The 22,168-nt window shown below is 66.1% G+C and carries 16 protein-coding genes; 6 read left to right on the top strand and 10 right to left on the bottom strand.

Annotation, left to right across the window (positions count from 1 at the left end; translation table 11 throughout):
- Window positions 1-6: 6 nt before the first annotated feature.
- Window positions 7-1,461, bottom strand: coding sequence for a D-alanyl-D-alanine carboxypeptidase/D-alanyl-D-alanine-endopeptidase (gene dacB / locus AB5I39_RS15415; protein ID WP_404368774.1), 1,455 nt, complete (start codon window positions 1,459-1,461; stop codon window positions 7-9).
- Between the two features lie 143 nt (window positions 1,462-1,604).
- Here dacB and AB5I39_RS15410 point away from each other — a divergent pair, with 143 nt between their 5' ends.
- Both AB5I39_RS15410 and AB5I39_RS15405 read left to right on the top strand, forming a co-directional pair.
- The gene (locus AB5I39_RS15410; protein ID WP_404374187.1) at window positions 1,605-3,629 is read left to right on the top strand and encodes a S9 family peptidase; all 2,025 of its coding nucleotides are present in this window, start codon (window positions 1,605-1,607) and stop codon (window positions 3,627-3,629) included.
- Window positions 3,626-5,560, top strand: a complete 1,935-nt coding sequence (locus AB5I39_RS15405; RefSeq protein WP_404368772.1) for an amidohydrolase family protein — start codon at window positions 3,626-3,628, stop codon at window positions 5,558-5,560. The genes AB5I39_RS15410 and AB5I39_RS15405 overlap by 4 nt, the downstream gene beginning before the upstream one ends.
- On the opposite strand, the gene AB5I39_RS15400 is transcribed toward AB5I39_RS15405, so the two are convergent.
- From AB5I39_RS15400 to AB5I39_RS15375, 6 genes are all read right to left on the bottom strand, one after another.
- On the bottom strand, window positions 5,557-6,801 hold the full coding sequence (locus tag AB5I39_RS15400; protein WP_404368769.1) for a dicarboxylate/amino acid:cation symporter: 1,245 nt from the start codon (window positions 6,799-6,801) through the stop codon (window positions 5,557-5,559). The two genes, AB5I39_RS15405 and AB5I39_RS15400, sit on opposite strands and share 4 nt — an antisense overlap.
- Window positions 6,801-8,363, bottom strand: coding sequence for an amidohydrolase family protein (locus AB5I39_RS15395; RefSeq protein ID WP_404368766.1), 1,563 nt, complete (start codon window positions 8,361-8,363; stop codon window positions 6,801-6,803). Before AB5I39_RS15395 ends, AB5I39_RS15400 begins: the two co-directional genes overlap by 1 nt.
- The gene (gene dgcA / locus AB5I39_RS15390; RefSeq protein ID WP_404368763.1) at window positions 8,363-9,349 is read right to left on the bottom strand and encodes an N-acetyl-D-Glu racemase DgcA; all 987 of its coding nucleotides are present in this window, start codon (window positions 9,347-9,349) and stop codon (window positions 8,363-8,365) included. Before dgcA ends, AB5I39_RS15395 begins: the two co-directional genes overlap by 1 nt.
- The gene (dgcN, locus tag AB5I39_RS15385; RefSeq protein WP_404368760.1) at window positions 9,334-10,341 is read right to left on the bottom strand and encodes an N-acetyltransferase DgcN; all 1,008 of its coding nucleotides are present in this window, start codon (window positions 10,339-10,341) and stop codon (window positions 9,334-9,336) included. Before dgcN ends, dgcA begins: the two co-directional genes overlap by 16 nt.
- A 67-nt stretch (window positions 10,342-10,408) precedes the next feature.
- Window positions 10,409-11,293, bottom strand: coding sequence for a LysR family transcriptional regulator (locus AB5I39_RS15380; RefSeq protein ID WP_404368757.1), 885 nt, complete (start codon window positions 11,291-11,293; stop codon window positions 10,409-10,411).
- Entirely contained in the window at window positions 11,290-12,447 is a 1,158-nt protein-coding gene (locus AB5I39_RS15375) for a serine hydrolase domain-containing protein (protein WP_404368754.1), read from the bottom strand. The genes AB5I39_RS15380 and AB5I39_RS15375 overlap by 4 nt, the downstream gene beginning before the upstream one ends.
- A gap of 103 nt (window positions 12,448-12,550) precedes the next feature.
- Here AB5I39_RS15375 and AB5I39_RS15370 point away from each other — a divergent pair, with 103 nt between their 5' ends.
- Both AB5I39_RS15370 and AB5I39_RS15365 read left to right on the top strand, forming a co-directional pair.
- A complete protein-coding gene (locus AB5I39_RS15370; RefSeq protein ID WP_404368751.1) occupies window positions 12,551-13,633 on the top strand; it encodes a polysaccharide deacetylase family protein in 1,083 nt (360 codons plus the stop codon).
- A gap of 37 nt (window positions 13,634-13,670) precedes the next feature.
- On the top strand, window positions 13,671-14,678 hold the full coding sequence (locus tag AB5I39_RS15365) for a glycoside hydrolase family 5 protein (RefSeq protein ID WP_404368748.1): 1,008 nt from the start codon (window positions 13,671-13,673) through the stop codon (window positions 14,676-14,678).
- Between the two features lie 39 nt (window positions 14,679-14,717).
- On the opposite strand, the gene AB5I39_RS15360 is transcribed toward AB5I39_RS15365, so the two are convergent.
- From AB5I39_RS15360 to AB5I39_RS15350, 3 genes are read right to left on the bottom strand one after another with little or no spacing between them, the layout of a single operon-like run.
- On the bottom strand, window positions 14,718-16,283 hold the full coding sequence (locus tag AB5I39_RS15360) for a beta-xylosidase (RefSeq protein ID WP_404368745.1): 1,566 nt from the start codon (window positions 16,281-16,283) through the stop codon (window positions 14,718-14,720).
- Entirely contained in the window at window positions 16,280-17,881 is a 1,602-nt protein-coding gene (locus tag AB5I39_RS15355; RefSeq protein ID WP_404368742.1) for an alpha-N-arabinofuranosidase, read from the bottom strand. The genes AB5I39_RS15360 and AB5I39_RS15355 overlap by 4 nt, the downstream gene beginning before the upstream one ends.
- A 43-nt stretch (window positions 17,882-17,924) precedes the next feature.
- The gene (locus AB5I39_RS15350; protein ID WP_404368739.1) at window positions 17,925-19,421 is read right to left on the bottom strand and encodes an aldehyde dehydrogenase (NADP(+)); all 1,497 of its coding nucleotides are present in this window, start codon (window positions 19,419-19,421) and stop codon (window positions 17,925-17,927) included.
- A gap of 91 nt (window positions 19,422-19,512) precedes the next feature.
- Between AB5I39_RS15350 and AB5I39_RS15345 the strand changes: the two genes are divergently transcribed.
- Both AB5I39_RS15345 and AB5I39_RS15340 read left to right on the top strand, forming a co-directional pair.
- Window positions 19,513-20,256 carry a FadR/GntR family transcriptional regulator gene (locus AB5I39_RS15345; protein ID WP_404368736.1) on the top strand — a complete coding sequence of 248 codons (744 nt, stop codon included), beginning with the start codon at window positions 19,513-19,515 and terminating at the stop codon, window positions 20,254-20,256.
- Between the two features lie 99 nt (window positions 20,257-20,355).
- On the top strand, window positions 20,356-22,152 hold the full coding sequence (locus AB5I39_RS15340; protein ID WP_404368734.1) for an IlvD/Edd family dehydratase: 1,797 nt from the start codon (window positions 20,356-20,358) through the stop codon (window positions 22,150-22,152).
- Window positions 22,153-22,168: the final 16 nt, after the last annotated feature.

Genomic DNA, 22,168 nt, shown 5'->3' with positions numbered 1-22,168 from the left:
CGGCCCTCAATTCTCGGACGCGATCAAAAGCAGCGCCTGATCCATCGCCTTGGTCGCACTCGCCCCATCGGGCACATCGTTGGCGTAGAGGGCGAAGGTCAGCGTCGCGCCGCTCTTCGCTATTATATAGCCCGCCAAGGCATTGGTGGCGTTAAGCGTACCGGTCTTGGCGAAGATCTTGCGGTCGAGCGCGGTGCCGGCAAAGCGCCGCGTCAGCGTCCCCTCACCTCCCACCGGCAGCGTCGCGCGCCATGATGCGCCCCAGGCTTGCGCGGCGGTCCAGCGCAGGAAGGTCACCACGCCACGCGGCGCGACGCGGTTGTAGCTCGACATGCCCGAGCCATCCGAAAAATCGAACGCAGCGCGCGGTACCTTCGCTTGCGCCAGCATCGCGCGCACGACCGCCTGCCCGTCGGCGATCGAACCACTGCCGGACTTCAGCCCGATGCGGCGGAGCATCAGTTCAGCATGGAGGTTCTGGCTGACCTTGTTGATCCAGGTCAGATCCTGCAGCAGCGGCGGCGCGGTGAGCCGGGCGAGCGGCTCGGTCGCCGGGGGTCGTGCTGGCGGTGCTGCCCCGCGGATCGCCGGATCATCACCGGGGCCAAGCGGACGGTGCCGCACCGCGACCGTTCCGGTCACGCGGACACCGCGCGCCTCCAGCATCCGCCGCAACACCCAGGCCGCATGGTGCGCGGGGTCATCTATGCCAAGCCGCAGTTCCTCCGGCTTCGCGCCGACCGCGATCGTGCCGGTCAGCCGCACCACCGTGCCATTGGGCGCGCGGTCGAAGTCGATCGTGCTCGCCCCGCTTGCGACAGTCAGCGCGCGGTTTTCGATTGTGAAATAAGGCGGCAGCGTCACCAGCGGCGGCTTGCCCAGCGCGTCCGGGGTCACCGTGACCGGCAGTTCGTTATCGTCGAGCGTCAGCGCGGATGTCGCAGTGCCGGATTTGGTCGGGATGTTGTTCCAGCTCATCCCCGGGCTCCAGCGCTGATCGGGGTACAGACTGTCATCGCCAACGACATCCCGCACCACGCGCGCCTGTGCCGCCACCGCATCGGCGAGCGTGGCGAGGCAATCCGTCGCGCAATCGGGTGCGCTCGACAGCCACGGATCGCCATGCCCTTCGAGAATCACGTCGCGCGCGCCGGCACTTTGCTCGATCCGCACCGCGGCACCGCCGCTGGCATCCGGCGCAGCCAGATCGGCGAGCGACCAGAACGCCGCCGCCGTCGTGAACATCTTGGTGTTCGACGCCGGAATGAAGCGCTGGTCTGGGTTGATCGCCACCAGTTCCGTGCCGTCCTGATCGACCACGACGAGGCCATAACGCGTGCCGGGCGCGACGGGCTGCAGCACCGCCTCGACGCGCGCTTGCAGCGTCGCCGGGCGCTCGGCCGCCAGCGGCGACGCAATCGCGATGGGCAAAGCAAGCAAGACGCGGGTCAGACGGATCATCGGCACAAGCGTAGCGGCTATCGATGAATGCACATACGGCAGAGACGCATTCAGAGCGTTGGCGCGGGCATAACCTGCGCGCATGTCGCGGTGGATCGGCGCTTGTCGCGGCGCGGTCGCCCCTTCAGGGTAGCGCGGTGAAGATGTGGCGCTCCGTATTGGTTCTTGGGCTTAGCGCCCTGTTCGCAACGCAAACGGCGCGCGCCGATGACCTGGCCGAAACGCTCGGTTTGCCAATCGCGAGCTGGCTGGTCGGCGCGAAGGATGTGCCGAGGTTCGCCTGGATCGAAAATGCCGCCGGGGTGCGCAACATCTGGGTCGCGACGCCGGGACAGCCCGCGCGGGCGATCACCGCCTTCACTGAAGATGACGGGCAGCAGCTCGCCGATCTGACACTCACCCGCGACGGCACGACGATCGCCTTCGTGCAAGGCGGCGACGCCGAATTCGCCGACGGTGCCGCGCCGAATATCGCGGCGCAATCCACGCCGCCCAAGCAACGCCTGTTCGTCCTCCCGACCTCAGGCGGCACACCTACATTGGTCGGCGAAGGCCATTCCCCGGTGTTCGCGCGCGATGGCGCGCGGCTCGCCTATGTTCGCAGGGGCGAAATCTGGCTTTGGGACCGGACGTCGGGGGCACGACGTCTCGCGAGCGTTTCCGGCACGGTGTCACGGCTCGAATGGTCGCCCGACGACGCGCGCCTGCTGTTCGTCGAGGATCGCGGCGACCACAGCTTCATCGCGACGCTCGACCTTGCCGATGTGCGCCTGCGCTATCTCGATCCGGGGCTGGACAATGCCGCCGAGCCGACCTTCTCGCCCGATGGCACGCAGATCGCCTATATCCGCTATCTCGACCCGCCCGCCGATGCCGCCCCCGATGGCGGGCCCTATTGGTCGATCCGCAGCGTCGATATCGCGACCGGCACCGCGCGCCAGATATGGGCCGCCCCCGCTGGCACCGGGAGCAGCTTTTACGGCACACGCGGGCGCAACCTGTTCTGGACGCCTGACGGTCGGCTGCTCTTCCCCTGGGAGCAAAGCGGCTGGCTCCATGTCTACACGCTCGACCCCAAAGGCGGCGCGACCCGCGACCTGACGCCGGGCAAATTCGAGGTCGAGAGCTTCCTCCCCGCGCCTGACGGCAACGCGCTGGTCTACGCCGCCAATGCCGGGGACCTCGAGCGCCGCCACGTATGGCGCGTGTCGCTGGACGGAAAGGCGCCCACACCCGTCACGAAAAGCTCCGGGTCGGAATCGATCCCCACCTTCGCCGGCCCCACGCTCGCCGTAATGGCGACCGACGCGACGCATCTCGCCTATCCAGCAGTCGCTGACAGGACCCTGGCTCCGCTTGGCCCGGTTTCGGTCGCGCCCTCCTTTCCCGCGCCCGAGACGGTCACCTTCCCCGCCGCCGATCGGGTCACGGTACACGCCCAGCTCTTCCGCGCGCAGGGACCGGGCAAGCATCCGGCACTGATCTTCGTGCATGGCGGGCCGCGCCGACAGATGCTGCCGGGGTTCCACACGTCCTATTACTATTCGAACGCCTATATCCTGAACCAGCATTTCGCAGCGCAGGGCTATGACGTACTGTCGGTCAATTACCGCAGCGGCACCGGCTATGGCCGCGCGTTTCGTGAGGCACCCGAACAGGCGCGGGGCGGCGCGTCGGAATATAGGGATGTGCTGGCAGCCGGAAAATGGCTTGCCGCACGGCCCGATGTCGACCCGAAGCGGATCGGGATCTGGGGCGGCAGCTGGGGTGGGTATCTCACCGCGCTGGCGCTCGCGCGCAACAGCGACCTGTTCGCCGCCGGGGTCGATTTCCACGGCGTCCACGCGATGGTCCGCCCTGTCGAGAAAACACTTTCGCCCGAGGCGGAAGCCGCCGCGCACGCCCTCCAATGGCAATCCTCGCCGATGGGCGCGATCAATTCGTGGCGCTCGCCCGTGCTGATCATCCACGGCGATGACGACAAGAATGTCGATTTCTCGCAGTCGGTGCTGCTCGCCCGCGCGCTGACGGCGCGGCACGCGCCGTTCGAACAATTGGTGTTCCCCAACGAGCGGCACGATTTCTTCCGCTATGCCGATTGGCTGGCGAGTTACCGGGCGGCGGACGCTTTCCTCAACCGTACGCTGCTGCACAAGGATGCGCGATGAAACCGATCGCCCCCCTCCTCGCGATCCTGGCGTGCGTGGTAATTCCGGGTAGCGCCGCGGCGCGCGATACGCTGATCCGCGGCGCGCGCGTGTTCGATGGCACCGGCGCGCCTGCGGAAGTGCGCGACGTATTGGTGCGCGGTGACCGGATCGTCGCGATCGGCCCGCACCTGCGCCGCGCGACCGGCACAACCGTCATCGATGCGCGCGGGCTGACGCTGATCCCGGGGCTGCACGATCTGCACACGCATTTGCGCTCCCCCGGCTATGATGCGCCCGACGATCTGGGCAAGGCCTATGCCGGCTATCTGCTGCGCGGCGTCACGACCGTGAACGACTTTTCGGTATCGGGCGAGATGCTCGCGCCGATCCGCCAGATGATCGCCTCCGGCGCGGTGACAGCGCCGCATCTGCAACTGGCGGTGCGCGTCGGCGTGCCGGGCGGGCACGGCACCGAATATGGCTGGGGCAGCTTCTTCACGCTGCAGGCCGCCACCCCCGCCGCCGCGCATGTCGCGATGGCGACCGCGCTGCCGTACAAGCCCGATGTGATCAAGGTTTTCGCCGATGGCTGGCGCTATGGCCGCGACAGCGATCTCAACAGCATGAACCAGCCGACGCTGGCCGCGATCGTCGCCGATGCGCACAAGGCTGGCCTGCCTGTCATCACCCACACGGTTACGCTGCAGGGCGACAAGATCGCGGCGGCGGCGGGGGTCGATGCGGTCGGCCACGGCGTCGGCGATGCGCTGGTGGACGACGATCTCATCGCGTCGATGAAGGCGCATCGCACCGCCTATATCCCGACGCTGGTGGTATACGAGCCGCAGCAGACGCGGCAGTTCGAGCCCGGTGAGGCGCGCGCGCTGACTCCGGCGCAAAGCGCGTTCGAGGCGAGCCAGGCGGCGGACCGCGCCAAGCCGATCGCCGCCTATGATGCGACGCGCTGGGGCATCATGCAGGAGAATGTCCGGCGCTTGAAGGCGGCGGGGATCCGCATCGGAATCGGCACCGACGCGGGGATCGAGGGCGTGTATCACGGGCCGGGCACGATCCGAGAGATCGGCTGGCTGACGCGGCTCGGCTTCACCCCCGCCGAGGCGCTCGTCGCCGCGACCGCGACCAGTGCCGACATCCTCGGCCAAGCGGCCGATCACGGCCGGATTGCGCCGGGCCAGCGCGCCGACCTGGTGCTGATCGATGGCAAACCCGATGAACAAATCACCGATCTGTGGAATGTCGCGCGCGTGTTCGTTTCTGGCCGCGAGATCGCGCTCGCGCCACTGCGAGCATTGGTTGCGGGCACGTCGCCAACGCCGCTCCCGGTCCGCGTCATGCTCGGCCCGATCGACACCGGCGCGCGCCGCGACGGGCGCACCGATCTCGACACGCTCCCGGTCGAGAGCACCGATTCGGGCGTCGATCACAGCCATCTCGATGTCGTGCAGCCCGGCAGCGACGACCCGCGCGGTACCGCCAAGCCGCGTTTCATGATCGCGCAAATGGGCGCGAAGGCCCGCCCCTTCGCGCAATTGATCCTGCCGCTGACGCCCGGCGCGATCCAGCTTGCCGATGCACGTGGCTTCACCGGCGTAGTGTTCGATGCGCGCGGCAGCGGGGCGTACGATCTGCTGTTCGACAGCTATGCGCTGTCCGACGACGCCTGGTTCCGGACCGGCTTCACCGCCGGCGAGACGCGCCGCAGCGTCCACATCCCCTTCTCCGCCTTCGCCAGCCGCGATCCGAACGCGAAGCTCGACTTGGCGCGATTGCGCGCGCTGATCGTGCGGCTAGAGGGTCAGCCGGGCGGCAAGGCGTGGCTGCAGCTCGACAATGTCCGCTTCTACAAGGACGGCGCGCCCGACGACCACGCCGCGCCACAGCCCGCGCCCGTAGCGCGCAATCCGCAGCATTATAACGAGGCGAATTAGGTCGGAGGAACCGCGCGATACACGGCCGCGTCCAGCTCCCCCTCAAGCCGCGCGACCGTAACCGTCACCGCCAAATTCGCGCTCGCGCTCGGCACCGTCCGCGTCATGTCGAGCAAGCGGTCGAACGGCAGGACGAAGCCGACCACCAGAGCGGTCTGCTCAGGCGCAATCCCGACCGCCGACAGGACCGCAGCAAGCATGAACAGCGAGGCCGACGGCACCGGTGCCGTCCCGAACGCCGCGAGCGCGCCGGTGAGCAGGACGACAGCGTAGATCTGCAGCGTCAGCGGCGTGCCAAACGCCTGCAGCGCAAACATGCTGAGCAGCCCGACGTACATCGCCGTGCCGTCCTTGCCGATGCTCGCGCCGAGCGCGAGCACGGTGGACAGGATCGGGCGCCCGACCCCCAGATTGCGCTCCGCCACGCGCATCGCGACGGGCAGCGTCGCCGAGCTCGACGCGGTCGAGAAGGCAATGACGAGCGCATCGAGGATCCCGCGAAAGAACGGCAGCACGGGCAGCCGTGCGACAAGTCTCAGCAACAGGCTGTGCACCACGAGCAACTGAATCGCCGAGCCGAGCAGCACGGCGAGCGCGATCCAGCCGACGTGGACGAACACCGCCGCGCCATGCGTGGCGACCGCGCCCGCAATCAGCGCGAATACCCCGAACGGTGTCGCCTCCATCACCAGCGCGACGATCCGCAGCAGCACGCTCGACAGCGATTGCAGCAAGGCGGCGAAGGGCTTGCCGCTCTCGCCTGCCAGCACGGTGCCGACGCCGAACAGGATCGCGACGAAGATCAAAGCGAGCATGTCGCCCTTGGCCAAGGCATCGACGATGTTGAGCGGTATGATGCCGATCAGTTGATCGTACGGCGTGACCGCGGGCCCGAGCGGATGCGGTGCCGCCGTTCCGAGCGGCGCGCCGACGCCGGGACGGATCAGCGTCGCGACGCCCATCCCGACCGACACCGCAATCGCGGTCGTCGCCGCGAACAGACCGATCGTGCGTCCGCCGAGGCTCCCCAGTCGCTTGGGATCGGCGAGCGCGGTGATCCCGCTCGCGATCGTCACCAGCACGATCGGCGCGACCAGCATCCGAATCGCCCGGACGAACAGGTCGCCCATGAACGCGACATATTTCGTGCCCGCAGGCCAGACCAACGCGAAGATGAGCCCCAGCGCCAGCGCGCCCAGTACGCGCTGCCACAGGGGAATCGCGAACCAGCCGCGCAGCATTATGGACAGGTTCCGGCGGGCGGCGTGTGCAATAGCGCGCGCCCGGCGGCGCGCCCGGTCAGCTTGCCGCCATCGACCGCAAGCACGCCGTTGACCAGCACCATGCGCACCCCGGCCGCATATTCCGTCGGCTTTTGATAGGTCGCGCGCGCCGCATAGGTTTTGGGATCGAACACTACGACATCGGCAAACGCCCCCGCCTTCAGATGCCCGCGCCCGGTCAGCGCAAACCAGTCGGCGGTCAGCGCGGAACTGCGCTCGATCATCTGGCGCAGCGTCAGGACATGATCGGCCACGACGTACTTCGCATATTTGCGCGCGAACGAGCCGTAGACGCGCGGATGGCCGGGCGATGCGTCGGAATCGGTCATTACCCAGGGTGCGCGCATGAAGGCGGCGATGTCGGCCTCGCTTTGGTTGAACGACACCACGCCCGGATCGCCGACGCGAATCACCACGATCGCCGCCGCGATCGGATCGGTGTGCGTCGCGGCCGCCACATCGGCGAGCGTCTGGTCCTTGTGCGCGCCCTCGACGATCAACAGCTTGGCGGCCCCACCGCGCTTGCGCATATTCTCGGCCATATCGGCATGGAGACGAGCGGCAAGCGCCGGATCGTCGAAGCGCGCGAGTAACGCCTTGCGCCCGCCATCCTGCGCCCACAGCGGCACGAGCGAGGCGACCATCGACGTGCCGCTCGCGCTCCACGGATACTGGCTGGCGGTAATGTTAACGCCGGCCGCACGCGCCGCATCGATCCGCGCGATCACCGCGCCCGCCTTGCCCTGCACATCGACGCCCAGCGCCTTGATATGCGAGACATGCGCCGGGACGTGCGCCTCGCGCGCAATTGCAATCTCCTCGTCGATCGCCGCCAGCAGCCCGACGGTGTAGCTCGATTCATCGCGGATATGGCTGTCGTAGAAGCCGCCACGCTTGCCCGCCTCGGCCGCCAGCGCAATCACCTCGTCGGTCTTCGAAAAGCTCTGCGGCGCATAGAACAGCCCGGTCGACAGCCCGATCGCACCTTCGCACATCGCGGTCGCGACCATCCTCTTCATGCGCGCCAGTTCGGGCGGGGACGGCGCACGCTTGGCCTGACCGATCACCGCCTCGCGGATCGTGCCGAAGCCGGTAAAGGTCGCATAGTTGATCCCGACCGGCTTGGCCTTGGCGCTGCCTAGCACCGCGCCAACATCAATCGCGCCCCCGCCATCATTGCCGATGAACGCGGTGGTCACGCCCTGCAGCAGGAACATCGGGATCAGCCGTTTCGCGGCGTCGTCCGACAGTAGATCATCGCCCATATGCGTATGCGGATCGATGAAACCGGGCGCGACGATCATGCCCTTTGCGTCGATCACGCGTTTGGCGGGGATCGACACATGCCTTCGCACCAGCACGATCCGGTCATCCTGGATCGCGACGTCGCCGACGAACGGCGCGTCACCGCCGGTGTAAATCGTGCCGCCACGGATGATCAGATCAACCGATTTCGTCGGGCCAGCGCTGATCGCCGTCACGCCTGCGCCCAGCAACAATCCGATCCGGCCGAGCTTCATCAACTTCCCCAAAAACCCGGCGATGGCGGCGACAATATGCCGCCCGCATCGGTAACCCCGCCGGGTCGATCCTCCGCCAGCCATACCGGGCCGTCAAGGTCCACGAACGCGCACAGCCGCGCGACGTGGAGTGCGGGCGCGATCGACAGCGACGAACTGACCATGCAGCCGGTCATCAGCCCCAGCCCCCGCGCGCTTGCCGCCGCCGCCAGATCGAGCGCGGCGGTCAGCCCGCCGGCCTTGTCGAGCTTGATATTGACGTATTGGTAGCGCGCCGCGACCTGATCGAGATCGTCTGCGGTATGTACCAATTCATCCGCACAGATCGGCACCGCGGACTTGAAACCGGCGAGCCACGCATCGGCCCCGCTCGGCACGGGTTGTTCGAGCAAGGCGACCCGGAGTTCGACGAGCATGTCCTGCATGTTTTCGAGCACTGCACGGTCCCAGCCTTCGTTTGGATCGACGATCAGCGCGGCATCCGGTGCCGCGTTGACCACCGCCCGTATCTGGGCAGCAGGCGCATCGGCATCGACCTTGACCTTGATCAGCGGGGCCGTGGCGATCGCCGCTGCCGCCTGCGCCATCGCTTCCGGCGTGTCGATCACCACCGTCAAGGCACTGGCGAGCGCGACAGGCGCAGGCGCACCGATCAGCGCCGCCACCGTGCTGCCAGCGATCTTCGCCTCCAAATCCCAAAGCGCGCAGTCGATCGCATTCCGCGCGGCGCCAGGGCGCAGCAGGCCGAGCAACGCCTGCCGGTCGGCCCCCGCTTCGATTGCATCCTGCACCCGCGCGATCTCGGCGAGCGTCACCGCGATGCTCTCGCCATAGCGCGGATAGGGCACCCCCTCGCCGCGCCCGACATGGCCGTCCTGCATGATCGTCACGGTCACCACGTCGGCCGCAGTCTTCACCCCCCGCGCGATGCGGAACGGGCGGTTAAGCGCGAAGCGGTCGTGCTGCGCGCTCAGGCTGCGGGGCATAGCAGCCGCTCGATGATCGCATCGACGCCGAAGGCGACCGGGTCGGTACAGGGAAGCCCGAGCAGATCTTCGGTCCGCGCGCAGATCGCGCGGGCGGCTTCGGGGTCGAGCGCGGAGGTGTTGAGGCACACGCCAGCCGCGCGAACATCGGGGCTGGTCAGCCGCGCGACTTGCAGGTTCATCGCGAGGCATTCCGCCAGATCGGGCAATGCCCTCCCCGGAATCCCGCGCATGTGCGCGCGGTGCGGTTCGTCACAAAGCACCAGCGCTTGCGGCTGCGCGCCGTGAAGCAGACCAGTCGAGACCCCGGCAAAGGAGGGATGGAACAGCGAGCCCTGCCCCTCGATCACATCCCATCCGTCATCGTCGCGCGCCGGGGTCAGTTGTTCAATCGCGCCCGAGATGAAATCGGCGACCACCGCATCGACCGGGACCCCGCTGCCTGCGATCAGGATGCCGGTCTGCCCGGTCGCGCGGAAATCGGCGGAAACGCCCCGCGCGCGCAAGGCAGTGGTCAGCGCGAGCGAGGCGTACATCTTGCCCACCGAACAATCGGTGCCGACGGTCAGCAGTCGGTGTCCGGCGCGGGCATAACCAGTCCCGACGACAAGGTCCGCGGGCGGATCGCGCACATCGAACAGCGCGAGGCCGCGCGCCTGCGCCAGCCCGGCAAGCCGTGGCACATCACGCAACCGCTGGTGCAGCCCCGCCGCGACGTTCATCCCGGCCTCGAGCGCGGCGGCGGCATCCTCGATCAGGTCCTGCCCCATCGTCCCGCCCGAATTGGCGATGCCGAGTACCAGCGTCCGCGCCCGCGCCGCCGCCCCCTCGGCAATGCTCAGGCGCGGCAAGCCGAGCGTCAGCTGGCAATCGTCGTAGCGGAATTCCCCGACGCAATCCTGCGGGCGGAACGTGGCAAGGCCGCGCGACGTCTTGATGCCAATCGGGTCGCTGCTGTGGCCGAGGTAAAGGAGATAGGGTGCGGGGATCATTACCCGACCGTATCGGGCGTGCCGATTGCACACGCATAGCGAGTGCGCCGCTCGCCATAGCCTGTATTTATGCCGCGTCGATCACCCGCGCGAGCGTCTTGAGGAAGTCAGTCGCAAGCGCAGTCGGCGGGCGATCGAGCAGGAACATCGCGTGCACGTCGAAGGTGATCTGGGGTTTCAGCGGTCGCACCGACAGGCCGGGCGCAAGCGAGGCTTGCGCGGTGAAGCTGTCGACCACCGTCATGCCCGCGCCCTGTCGCACCAAAGCCGTTGCGATATAAAAGGTGCGCGCCGAGACCACTTCGTTGAGCTCTAGATCGAGCCGTTCAACCGCATCGGTGAACAATTGTCCGATCGGGCCGCTCGCCGCGAGACTGATGAAACGCTTGCCCGCAAGACATTCGAGCCCGACACGCGGCGGCGCATCGGGCATATCCTGTTCGCGGTAGAGCAGGACCAGTTCGCCCTCGCCCAGCCAGCGATGCCCAACCGGCGCGGCGGGCGGCACTTCATAGGCGATCGCAATGTCGGTCTCGCGCTCGTACAATTTGCGCAGCAGATCGTCGTGATGGACGGTCTGCAGATCGAACTTCACATTCTCATGGCTACGCAGGAAGCTCGCCACCGCGACCGGAAGCGCATCGAGCGCAAGCGACGGCAGCGCGGAAATGCGCAGCGTGCCGCCGACGCCGCGTTTCAGATTGCGGCCGGCCTCGCGCAGCGCGTGGACGCGGTCCTGGATCTCGGCGACTTCGGCGAACAGGCTGTGCGCATCCTCGGTCGGCACGAGCCGTCCGCTGGTGCGAAGGAACAGCTGGAAACCGAGCAAGGATTCGGCGTGGCGCAACGTCTTCGATACCGACGGCTGCGAGATATTGAGCGCCCGCGCCGCGGCGCTAACCGAACCGTTGACATAGACCGAATGGAAAATCTCGATGTGGCGCAGGTTCACGGCAACGTGCCCCGCGCCAGCGCTTCCTCGGTCGCAGTATAGGCGGAAGTGGTGCCGTGCGTCTCCGCAACATCGGTCGCGAAGTAGGCGACGCCGGTGCCGCGCTTCGCGTCGATCCACAACCCCGAGCGCAAGCCATAGGCCTCGCCGAGATGGCCGAGCCGTGGCTGCCCATCCCCGAACGGATCGTCGCGACACCCGGCGATGCCGGTCGCGACGAAGCCGACCGCCAGGCCATAACGGCACATCTGTCCGCTCCAGCTATTGCCATTGCTGGCGGAGCCGCTCGCGCCGTTCCACGTCCAGACGGGCGTTTCGAGCAGCTTGACCGATTGCGGGCGAAGGATCCGCACACCATCGAGCGTGCCCTTCCCGAGCAGCAACCGCCCCACCCGCGCCAGATCGCGCACCGAGATATACAGCCCGCCCTGCGGCGAATAGGTCGCGCCATTTGCGCCAGCACGCCATTTGGTCAGGTCGCAACCGCCGTCGCTCGCGCGCGTGACCGGACAAGCCGGGCGCTGCCCGTGATTGTCGTCGCGCGTCACGACGCCGCTGCGATACTGCACCGCCGCGCGACGCACCGCGCCGTCGGAACAGGAGGCGAGCGTATAACAGGCGTCGAGCTTGAGCGGCCCGAGCACCAGCCGCTGCATCAGCCGATCAAACCGCTCGCCGGTCGCGCGCTCCATTACCGCGGCGATCACCGGGAAATTGGAATTGGTGTAGTTGAAATAGCTGCCGGGGGCATGGCCCGCATCCCATGCCCTTGGGTCGGCCAGGATCGCTCGCATGTCGGCATCGAGCGGCAGGACATAGTCGATCGTGTCCGTCAGGCTCGATTGATGCGACAGCAGCATCCGCAAGCTGATCGCGCGGTCGGGAAAGGCCGGGTTGCGCAGGCGGTAGCCGAGCACGTCGGAGACATCGGCGTCGAGATCGAGCTTATGCTGCTCGACCAGCCGCAACACCCCGATTGCCACGACGAGCTTCGAGATCGAAGCGATCCGCGCAGGATCGTCGGCAGTCAGCGCGCGCGCCGCGGCGACGTCGGCGAGGCCAGCGACAAGGACCGACCGTTCCCCGCGACGATCGAACGTGACGCGCGCTGTGGCGATCGGTTGCGCCGTGCTCGCGGCGAGAAGGATCAGCATGGACAGCATATCGGCAAGGTTAGGCGAAGCCGCGGGATTGTGGAACAGCGAATGCCCGTGGGCGGTGCTCGACAACGACGACGTGGCGCGCGGGGACAGTCGCATGACCAATTCCGCCGGGCGCGATGCAAGCTGGCAGGTTGACAGCGGCCGTGTCGTTCGGTGTGGTATCGCTACCACGACCGTGATGACCTGTTGTCGTGACGATGCTTTTGGGAGCAGAGAGCCTATGTATAAGGCGACAATTCTCGGTGCGGCGCTGGCGATGGCGTCCATCTCCAGTCATGGTGCCCCCGCCCCATCGAAAGGGATTTCAGCGCCGCTTTCGGCCTCGCAAACGGTGCCAGTGCGCCCCCTTATCGCCATTACGATTGACGATCTGCCCGCGCACGGGCCGTTGCCAGTCGGCGGTGACCGGCTCGTTATTGGCAAGGCGATCATCGCCGCGCTCGCCGCACATCACGCGCCCGCATTCGGATTTATGAATGCAGGCTTCGACTCAAGCGATCCCAAGTCGTCGCAGGTGCTTACGGAATGGCGCAAAGCTGGCCTTTCGATCGGCAACCATACCTTCCGCCACTCCAATCTCGACACAGTCGGTGCGGGGGCTTTTCTTGCCGATGTGGCGCGCAACGAACCGGCAATCGCGGCGGTGTCTGGCGGTCGGGACTGGCACTGGTTCCGCTATCCATTCCTTGCCGAGGGACAATCGGCAACCGCCCGCGACGCCGTCCGGAGCGAATTGCGCCGGCGCGGCTATCGCATCGCTGCCGCCACGATGGGCTTTGGCGACTATGCGTGGAACGACGCGTTCGCGCGCTGCACCGCTCGCCACGATACGTCGGCCATCGCGGCACTTGAGACAAGCTATCTCGCTGCGGCGCGCGAAGCGGCGCAACGGTCGCGGAATCTTTCGCAAGCCGCGCTGGGACGCGATATCCCCTATGTGTTGCTGATCCACTTTGGCGCCTTCGACGCCCGAATGATGCCGCGACTGCTCGATCTGTACGAAGAAATGGGGTTCGGCTTCACGACCTTGTCGAAAGCCCAAGCCGATCCGTTCTACGCAACCGCAACCGACCTTACTGTTCCCGGCCCGACCGCAACGCTCGAGGAAACGGCGCGGGCAAAACAGATACCGATCCCCGCCGGCGCGCCGCTTCCGGATGCCGCCGTTTGTGCGTGACCACTAAAGCCGAAACCGGAGACACGAGATGACAAGGATGTTCCGGCGGCTGAGCCGAATGCTGGCGTGTTGCGCCGTGATGATGCCGATGGTGGCGAATGCCGCACCGACGCGCGATGCCTTTGTTACCGCTGCCAGCTTGCACCGGGGAGTGAACGTGCTTGGCTATGACCCGCTATGGCAAGATCCAGCCCGCGCGCGCTTCCAGCCACGGCATTTCAAGATCATCCGCGAGGGCGGGTTCGACTTCATCCGTATCGTGCTGCAAGCGTTTGACCATATGGATGCCGCCTACCGGCTCGATCCGAAGTGGCTCGCGACGCTCGATCGCGTCGTAAAACAAGCGAGCGATGCCGGATTGGCGGTGATCCTTGACGAGCATGATTTCAACAATTGCTCGGACGCACCACTGGCCTGCGCGCCGAAACTCAAGGCGTTCTGGCGACAGATATCCCTTCGCTACCGCACTGCGCCCAGTTCAGTGCTGTTCGAAGTGTTGAACGAACCCCACGGAAAGCTCGACGCCGCTGGGTGGAATGCTCTCCTTGCCCAAGTCATTCCCGTGATACGGGAGAGCAATCCCAAGCGAACGCTTGTGATCGGACCGACCAACTGGAACAGCTTGAGCAAGCTGGACGCATTGGAACTCCCGGCGAATGATCGCAATATTCTGGTCACGTTCCATTATTACGAGCCATTCCGCTTCACCCATCAGGGCACTCCCTGGACGGACTATCGCGATGTTCACGGCGTACGGCTAACCCCGAACGACGAAGCGCGTATTCAGGCCGACTTCGCGACGGTCGCGGCATGGGGCAAAGCGCACAATCGACCAGTGCTGCTCGGCGAGTTCGCTGCCTATGACAAGAACGACACCCCCATCGCCGATCGAGCCCGTTACGCCGAAACGGTTCGTCGCGCGGCGGAGAAGCACGGCTTTCCCTGGGCATATTGGCAATTCGACAGCGACTTCGTGCTCTACGATATCGAAGGCGAGCATTGGATCGAGCCAATCCGGGCTGCCCTCGTGGCAGATAAGGGATGATCCGAAAGACTTCGCGACTGCGGTCATCAAGAAAGTGCGTCACGCGCTACGCGGGGCGACCTCAACCAACATGACGTCCTGGTCGCGAAGTGGCAGAGTGATCCGCGCCTGCCCGTCCCGCCCTACGCGCACTGTACGAGTTGCTGCCGCATCGCTGCTCAGCGCCTTCAACCGCTCCAGCTGCGCGCGCGATAGGCGCGGCGGTCGGCCCATCTCCAGATAGGCGGTGTAGGCATCGTTCTGCCGAAACCCGGTGGTGCGGATGCGCACGCGGTACGAACCCGGCTTCAACCCGGCGATACGAATATCCAGCGGGGCCGATTCAGCCGCTGGGCGCACCTTGGTGAAAAACGGGCGGTTGCTCACCGGCTGATCAGGCAGCACGGCGCGCCAGGCGAGCAGTTGCACGCTCTTGCCCTTCACAGCAGCAATGCTTTGCGCGTCGCCGGTCGCCAGCTCGCGGTCGCCGAGCTCGTTAAGATATTTGAAGGCGAACCAGGACGCCTTACGCACGCCTTGCGGTGACATCAGCCCAAAGCCGCCCTCGAAAGGTTTGGTCTGCGGACCTGGCTCCTCGAACAAATCGCTATAGGTCCAATAGCTCATCCCCTGCGCCAGCCCCTCGCTTCGGCGCAATTTGGACAGGATATAGGCGGCGCTCATATAATCGTCGTGGATCGGGTCGCGCGGATTGTAGCTCGTGCTCCATTCGGTGAAGAACAGCGGAAGCCCCGGCCGCCCGGCCGCATCGATCTGCGCGCGCACGCGCCGGACCTCGGCGACCACGGCGTCGGGATCGCGCGACAGCTTGTTGTCGCCTTCGCCCTTCTCGTCGAGGAAGCCGCCTTCCACGCCGTAGGTATGGGTGCTGATGAAATCGACTGGCACATCATGCTTTGCGGCATAAGCGAGCAATTCGGGCACCCACGCGGCGCCCGCCGTCGACGGGCCACCGACCCGCAGCGCCGGGTCGATCGCCTTGATCGTGCGCGCGGTGCGGGCGTAAAACTCGAAATAGGCGGCTTGATCGGCACCTTCCCAAAAACCCGCCAGATTGGGCTCGTTCCAGAACTCGAAATACCAACTTCGAACTTCCGTTATCCCATAACGGGCGATCGCGTGGCGGACGAAAGCATCGACCAGATGCTGCCATTTGTCGGGCTGCGGGTGCGATGTATTGCCCTTCCAATAGAAGATCGTCTGGTCGGACGTCTTCATCGCATCGGGCGTAAAACCAAGCTCGACGAACGGTTTGATCCCGATCCGCAGCAAGCCGTCATAGAGCGCGTCGATCCGCCGCCAATCGTACACCGGCCTGCCGCCGATCTCGCGATAAGTCCCTAATTGATCCGCAAAAATGTTGTGGAAGCGGATGTAGCGGAACCCTAATTCCCGCCGCGCAATCCGTAGCTGTTCCAGACTATCCGGGCGGCTCAACGTACCAGGAAAATCAGCCCCGACGATCATTGTCGCCATCCGATCGCGCGGCTTGCTTTCGCCGCGAACATCGACGGAAATCGTCCGCGCTCCTGCAGCCACGCCCGGTAGGCCCACCAGCGCAAGCGCCAACATCCACTGCCAGAATGGGTTCCGCCGCACGCTCATCGTAGCTCCAGCATCACGATGGATTTAGCGGGCAACGCGACAACCAGCGCCCCGCCCTCGATCCGCGCACCGTCGAACGCCACGGGCCTGACCCGGTCGGGCATCGAGAAGTCATTGTGCGCATCCATAGCCGGAGCGCTCAGCATCTGACCCGCGACCGTCCCCGCGGTGACGCCGTCGAGCTTCACCCGGACGGTGCTGTCCTGCTTGGGGTTGAGATTGGCGAGCGCGACATGGATCGTGCCGCCCTTATCGCGCACTGCCGAGGCGCTGATCATCGGCACCGACCATTGGCCTGTAGTGTAGGTCGGCGCTTGCACGTCGAGCGGCAAGACGGTGGCGTCCATGAACGGCTTGTAGAGCGCGTACACCCAGTAGGTCGGCGTCCGCACCATCCGCGCGCCATCGGTCAGGATCATCGCCTGCAGCACGTTCACCATCTGCGCGATCGCGCTCATCTTCACCCGATCGGCGTGATGCGCGAAGATATTGAGGTGGATCGCGGCGACCATCGCATCGCGCAATGTGTTCTGCTGACGCAGGAAGCCGGGGTTGGTGCCCGGCTCGTTTGCATACCAAGTGCCCCATTCATCGACCGCGAGGAAGATGCGCTTCTTGGGGTCATATTGGTCCATGATCGCGCTATGCCGCGTGATCAGCGCGTCGATGCGATTGGCCCCTGCCAGCGTTTCCGCCCAGCCCGTCTCGCCGAAGCCGGTCGCCGATCCCTTCGCCTCCCAACTTCCGGGCACGGTGTAATAATGCAGCGACAGGCCATCGACCTGATCGCCAGCGTTGCGCATCATCGTCTCGGTCCAGTTGTAGTCGTCCGCGCTCGCGCCCGAGGCAATCTTCACGATCCGCGTCCCCGCAGGGGCCTTAATGAAGGTCGCGTAGCGGCGCGTTTCATCGGCGGCGTATTCCGCCCGCATATTGCCGCCACAACCCCACAATTCGTTGCCAATGCCGAAGCTTTGTACCGCCCAGGGCTTTGCATGCCCGTTACGCGCCCGCTCGTCCGCCAAGCTCCCGGCTGGCGAGGTCATATACTCGACCCACTCCGCCATCTCGCGCGGCGTGCCGTTGCCGACATTGCCGCTGATATAGGCCTCGGCCCCCAGTTGCGCGATCAAATCCATGAATTCGTGCGTGCCGACGGCATTGGACTCGGTCACGCCACCCCAGTTCGTGTTGATCTTGACCGGGCGCTTTGCCTGCGGGCCGATCCCTTCGCGCCAGTGATATTCATCGGCGAAACATCCGCCGGGCCAGCGCACGACCGGCACGCCGACTTCCTTTAGCGCCGCGACGACATCGTTGCGAAAGCCCCGCGTGTTCGGAATTTTCGACCGCGGGCCGACCCACAACCCGCCATAGATTCCAGAGCCGAGATGCTCCGCGAACTGCGTGAAGATGCGGCGGTCATAGACCGGCCCAAGCGTGTCCGCGCGGAGCGTCGCGTTCACGTCCACGGACGCGGGCGCGGGCGCGGGCGCGGGCGCGGGCGCGGGCGCGGGCGCGGTCGCGGTCTGGGCGATGCTCGCCGTCGCCGTGCACAGCAGCAATGCCGCCGCGACTTTCCGCCAGACTCGTCGCATCGCACTCCCCTTTTGCGCGGTGAAAGAACCCCGGCGGCTGCGATCAGGCCCGCTGGCCGTCGATCAGGCGCGGCAACCCCGCCAGCACATCGTCACGCAGATCGGCGGGAAGCACGGATTGCGCGAGGTTTTGATAACAGACCGGCCGCAGGAAGCGATCGATCGCCAGGCTGCCGACCGACGTCGTGCGCGCATCCGACGTTGCGGGGTACGGCCCGCCATGCACCATCGCATGAGCCACTTCGACCCCGGTCGGCCAGCCATTGGCGAGGATGCGCCCCGCGCGCCGTTCGAGTACTGGCAGCATCCGCGCTGCGATTGCCGCATCATCGTCGTCCATGTGGAGCGTCGCGGTCAATTGGCCCTCGGCCGCAGTCAAGACCGCCAGCATCTCGGCTTCGTCGCGACAGCGGACCAGCAAGGAGGACGCGCCGAACACCTCCGCGCCGAGTGCGTGATCGGCCAGGAAAGCGGACGCACTGGTCGAGAACAACGCCGCCTGCGCGCAGCCGCCGCCGGCCTGCCCGCGCGCAACCGTATCGATCGCGGCATGTCCGGCGAGCGCCGCGACCCCTGCGTCATAAGCGGCATGGATGCCCGGCGTCAGCATTTTCGCCGCGGTCGCTGCAGCCATCGCCTCCGCCGCCGCCGCGACGAAGGCCTCGAGACCTTCCCCCTCGATCGCGAGCAACAGACCCGGATTGGTACAGAATTGCCCCGCCCCCATCGTCAGCGAAGCGACAAACGCCGCGCCCAGCGCCGCGCCGCGCGCTTTCAACGCGGCCGGCAGGAGCAGCACCGGATTGATGCTCGACATTTCGGCGTAAACCGGGATGGGCACGGCACGCGCCTGGGCCAGTTTAAGCAGGGCAAGGCCGCCACTACGCGACCCAGTAAAGCCGACCGCGGTGATCCGCGGATCCTGCACCAGCGCCGCACCGAGCTCGTTGCCCGTCCCAACCAAATGTTGGAACACACCAGCGGGCAAGCCACACGCCGCGACTGCACGATCGATCGCAGCGGCGACCAGCGCGCCGGTATCTGGATGTGCGGGATGTCCCTTGATCACCACCGGGCACCCGGCGGCAAGCGCCGACGCGGTGTCACCGCCCGCCGTGGAGAAAGCGAGCGGGAAGTTTGACGCGCCGAATACAGCGACAGGCCCCAACGGAATCATTCGCATCCGCAAATCGGGGCGGGGCAGCGGCTGGCGTTCTGGCAAGGCCGGGTCGATGCGCAGGCCAAGCCACTCGCCGCGCCGGACGACGTTCGCAAACAGGCCGAGCTGACCGACGGTACGGCCACGCTCGCCCTCCAGCCGCGCCCGCGGCAGGCCGCTCTCGCGCATCGCGGTCTCGATCAGAACGTCGCCAATCGCCACGATTTCCTGCCCGATCCGCTCCAAAAACGCCGCTCGCTCCTCGCGCGTGGTGTTGCGGTAAGTCTCGAACGCCGCCTCGGCGGCGGCGCATGCGGCATCGACCGCAAGCGCGTCGCGTTGTAGGGTCTCGCGAGGCGGTACAGCGGCGTTCAAACTCATTGCTTTCTCCTGATTACTCTGACTTATTGGACGTGGTGTCGAATTGCAATCGCTCCCGCATCGATCGGTAGTGGCAGAAGTGGAGAGCAACATGGAAGGCCCTGACGACGCCCCGCGCACCCCGGCGCGCACCCCACGCGGCACCGGGCGGCGCCTGCACGGCGCGATCGCGCACAAACTCGGCGCGGCGATCGTCTCGGGAACCTATGCGCCCGGCGATATTCTTTCGAGCGAAGTGGCGTTTTCTGAGGCGCTGGACGTTTCGCGCGGCGCGTATCGTGAGGCGGTGCAAGTGCTCGCGGCCAAAGGACTGGTCGAGAGTCGGCCTAAAACGGGCACTCGCGTCCTACCCCGCGCGCGCTGGCATTTGCTCGACCCTGACGTGGTCGCCTGGGCGTTTTCCGGCGAGCCCGATACGCAGTTTGTCCGCGACCTGTTTGAACTGCGCGGCGTGGTAGAACCCGCGGCAGCACGGTTTGCGGCGGAGCGGCGCGATCGCGATGATGTGAAGGCGATGAAGGACGCGCTGGCCGCAATGCGTCGCCACGGGTTGACCACCGACGCCGGCCGCGCCGCCGATCGCGACTTTCACGACGCGATCCTGCGCGCAAGTCGCAACGAAGCGCTCATGGTGCTGAGCGCGAGCATCGGGGCCGTGGTGAATTGGACGACGCAATATAAGGAGCGCGCCCGCGCGCTGCCACGCAATCCGATCCCCGATCATATCGCGGTCCATGACGCGATTGCAGCGGGCGATGCGGATGCCGCCGATGCCGCGATGCGCGCGCTAGTCGATGGCGCATTCCAGGATACGCGGCTCGCAATGCAGCGTTAGGCGCAGCCTCCTACCCCGCAGCTCTATTGCTGTTTTATTTGTCGGACTATATAAATCTGGAAGCGGCCTCGTCGCCGATGCATTCGAACCGGATTTGCCATGCAAGATTTTGATCGCCGCTCGCTTCGCTCCCGCGCTTGGTTCGACAATCCCGACAATATCGACATGACCGCGCTGTATCTGGAGCGCTATCTCAACTTCGGGCTCAGCCTGGAGGAATTGCGCTCCGGGCGGCCGATCATCGGCATCGCGCAAACGGGCAGCGACCTCAGCCCGTGCAACCGCCATCATCTGGTGCTGGCAGAGCGCGTGCGCGAGGGCATCCGCGAGATGGGCGGCATCGCGATCGAATTCCCGGTCCACCCGATCCAGGAAACTGGCAAGCGCCCCACCGCCGGCCTGGACCGCAACCTTGCCTATCTCGGCCTGGTCGAAGTGCTGTACGGTTACCCGCTCGACGGCGTGGTGCTCATGATCGGATGTGACAAGACGACGCCGGCCTGCCTGATGGCGGCGGCGACGGTCAACATCCCGGCCATCGCGCTGTCGGTCGGGCCGATGCTCAACGGCTGGCACAAAGGCGAACGCACTGGATCGGGCACGATCGTGTGGAAGGCGCGAGAAATGCTGGCGGCAGGCGAAATCGATGAAGCGGGGTTCATCAAGCTCGCGGCATCTTCCGCGCCGTCGACCGGCTATTGCAACACGATGGGCACCGCGACGACCATGAATTCGCTGTGCGAAGCGCTTGGCATGTCGTTGCCGGGCTCCGCTGCGATCCCAGCGCCGTATCGCGACCGCCAGGAGGTCGCGTATCACACCGGACGGCGGATCGTGGAGTTGGTCGCGGAGGATTTGAAACCGTCGGACATCATGACGCGCGACGCTTTTCTGAACGCGATTGTCGTCAATTCGGCGATCGGGGGTTCGACCAATGCGCCGATCCACCTCGCCGCGATCGCCCGCCATATCGGCGCCGACCTCGCGCTCGATGACTGGGAGGCGTACGGCCACAAGGTGCCGCTACTGGTCAATTTGCAGCCGGCCGGGGAGTATCTCGGCGAGGACTTCTATCGCGCTGGGGGCGTCCCTGCGGTCGTTGCCGAATTGATGACGCAGGGTCTGATCCGCGAGGACGCGATCACCGCCAACGGCAAGACAATCGGTGACAATTGCCGCGACGCGACGATCGAAGACGGGCGCGTCATCAAATCCTTCGCCGAACCGCTCCGCGTGGACGCCGGGTTCATCGTGTTGCGCGGAAACCTGTTCGACTCCGCGATTATGAAAACGAGTGTCATCAGCCCCGAATTCCGCGCGCGCTATCTGTCCGATCCGAGCGATCCAGACGCGTTCGAGGGGCCCGCCGTCGTGTTCGACGGACCGGAGGATTATCACGCCCGCATCGACGACCCCGCGCTTGGCATTACCGATCGCAGCTTGTTGTTCATGCGCGGCGCCGGGCCGATCGGCTATCCGGGTGCGGCCGAGGTGGTGAACATGCGCGCACCGTCTTACCTGATCCGTGAAGGCGTCAACGCGCTGCCGTGCATCGGCGACGGACGGCAATCGGGCACGTCGGGCTCGCCATCGATCCTCAACGCCAGCCCCGAGGCCGCGGCGATGGGCGGCCTCGCGCTGTTGCGAACGGGCGATCGGGTACGGATCGATTTGCGCCGCGGGACGGTCGACGCGTTGGTCCCAGATGCCGAAATGGCCGAGCGTCGGGCCGCGTTGGCGGCGGCGGGGGGCTATGCCTATCCCGCATCGCAAACGCCGTGGCAGGGAATGCAGCGCGCCGTGGTCGGCCAACTGCAGACCGGTGCGATCCTGGAAGGTGCGGACAAATATCAGCGCATCGCGCAGACTCGTGGGTTGCCGCGCGACAATCACTGATCGCGCAAAGACCCGG

Origin of the sequence: Sphingomonas sp. MMS24-J45, assembly GCF_044881195.1 — a bacterium.
Taxonomy (GTDB): domain Bacteria; phylum Pseudomonadota; class Alphaproteobacteria; order Sphingomonadales; family Sphingomonadaceae; genus Sphingomonas.
The sequence above is the reverse complement of the archived record's forward strand: the minus strand, read 5'-3'. Positions and strand labels throughout refer to the sequence as shown.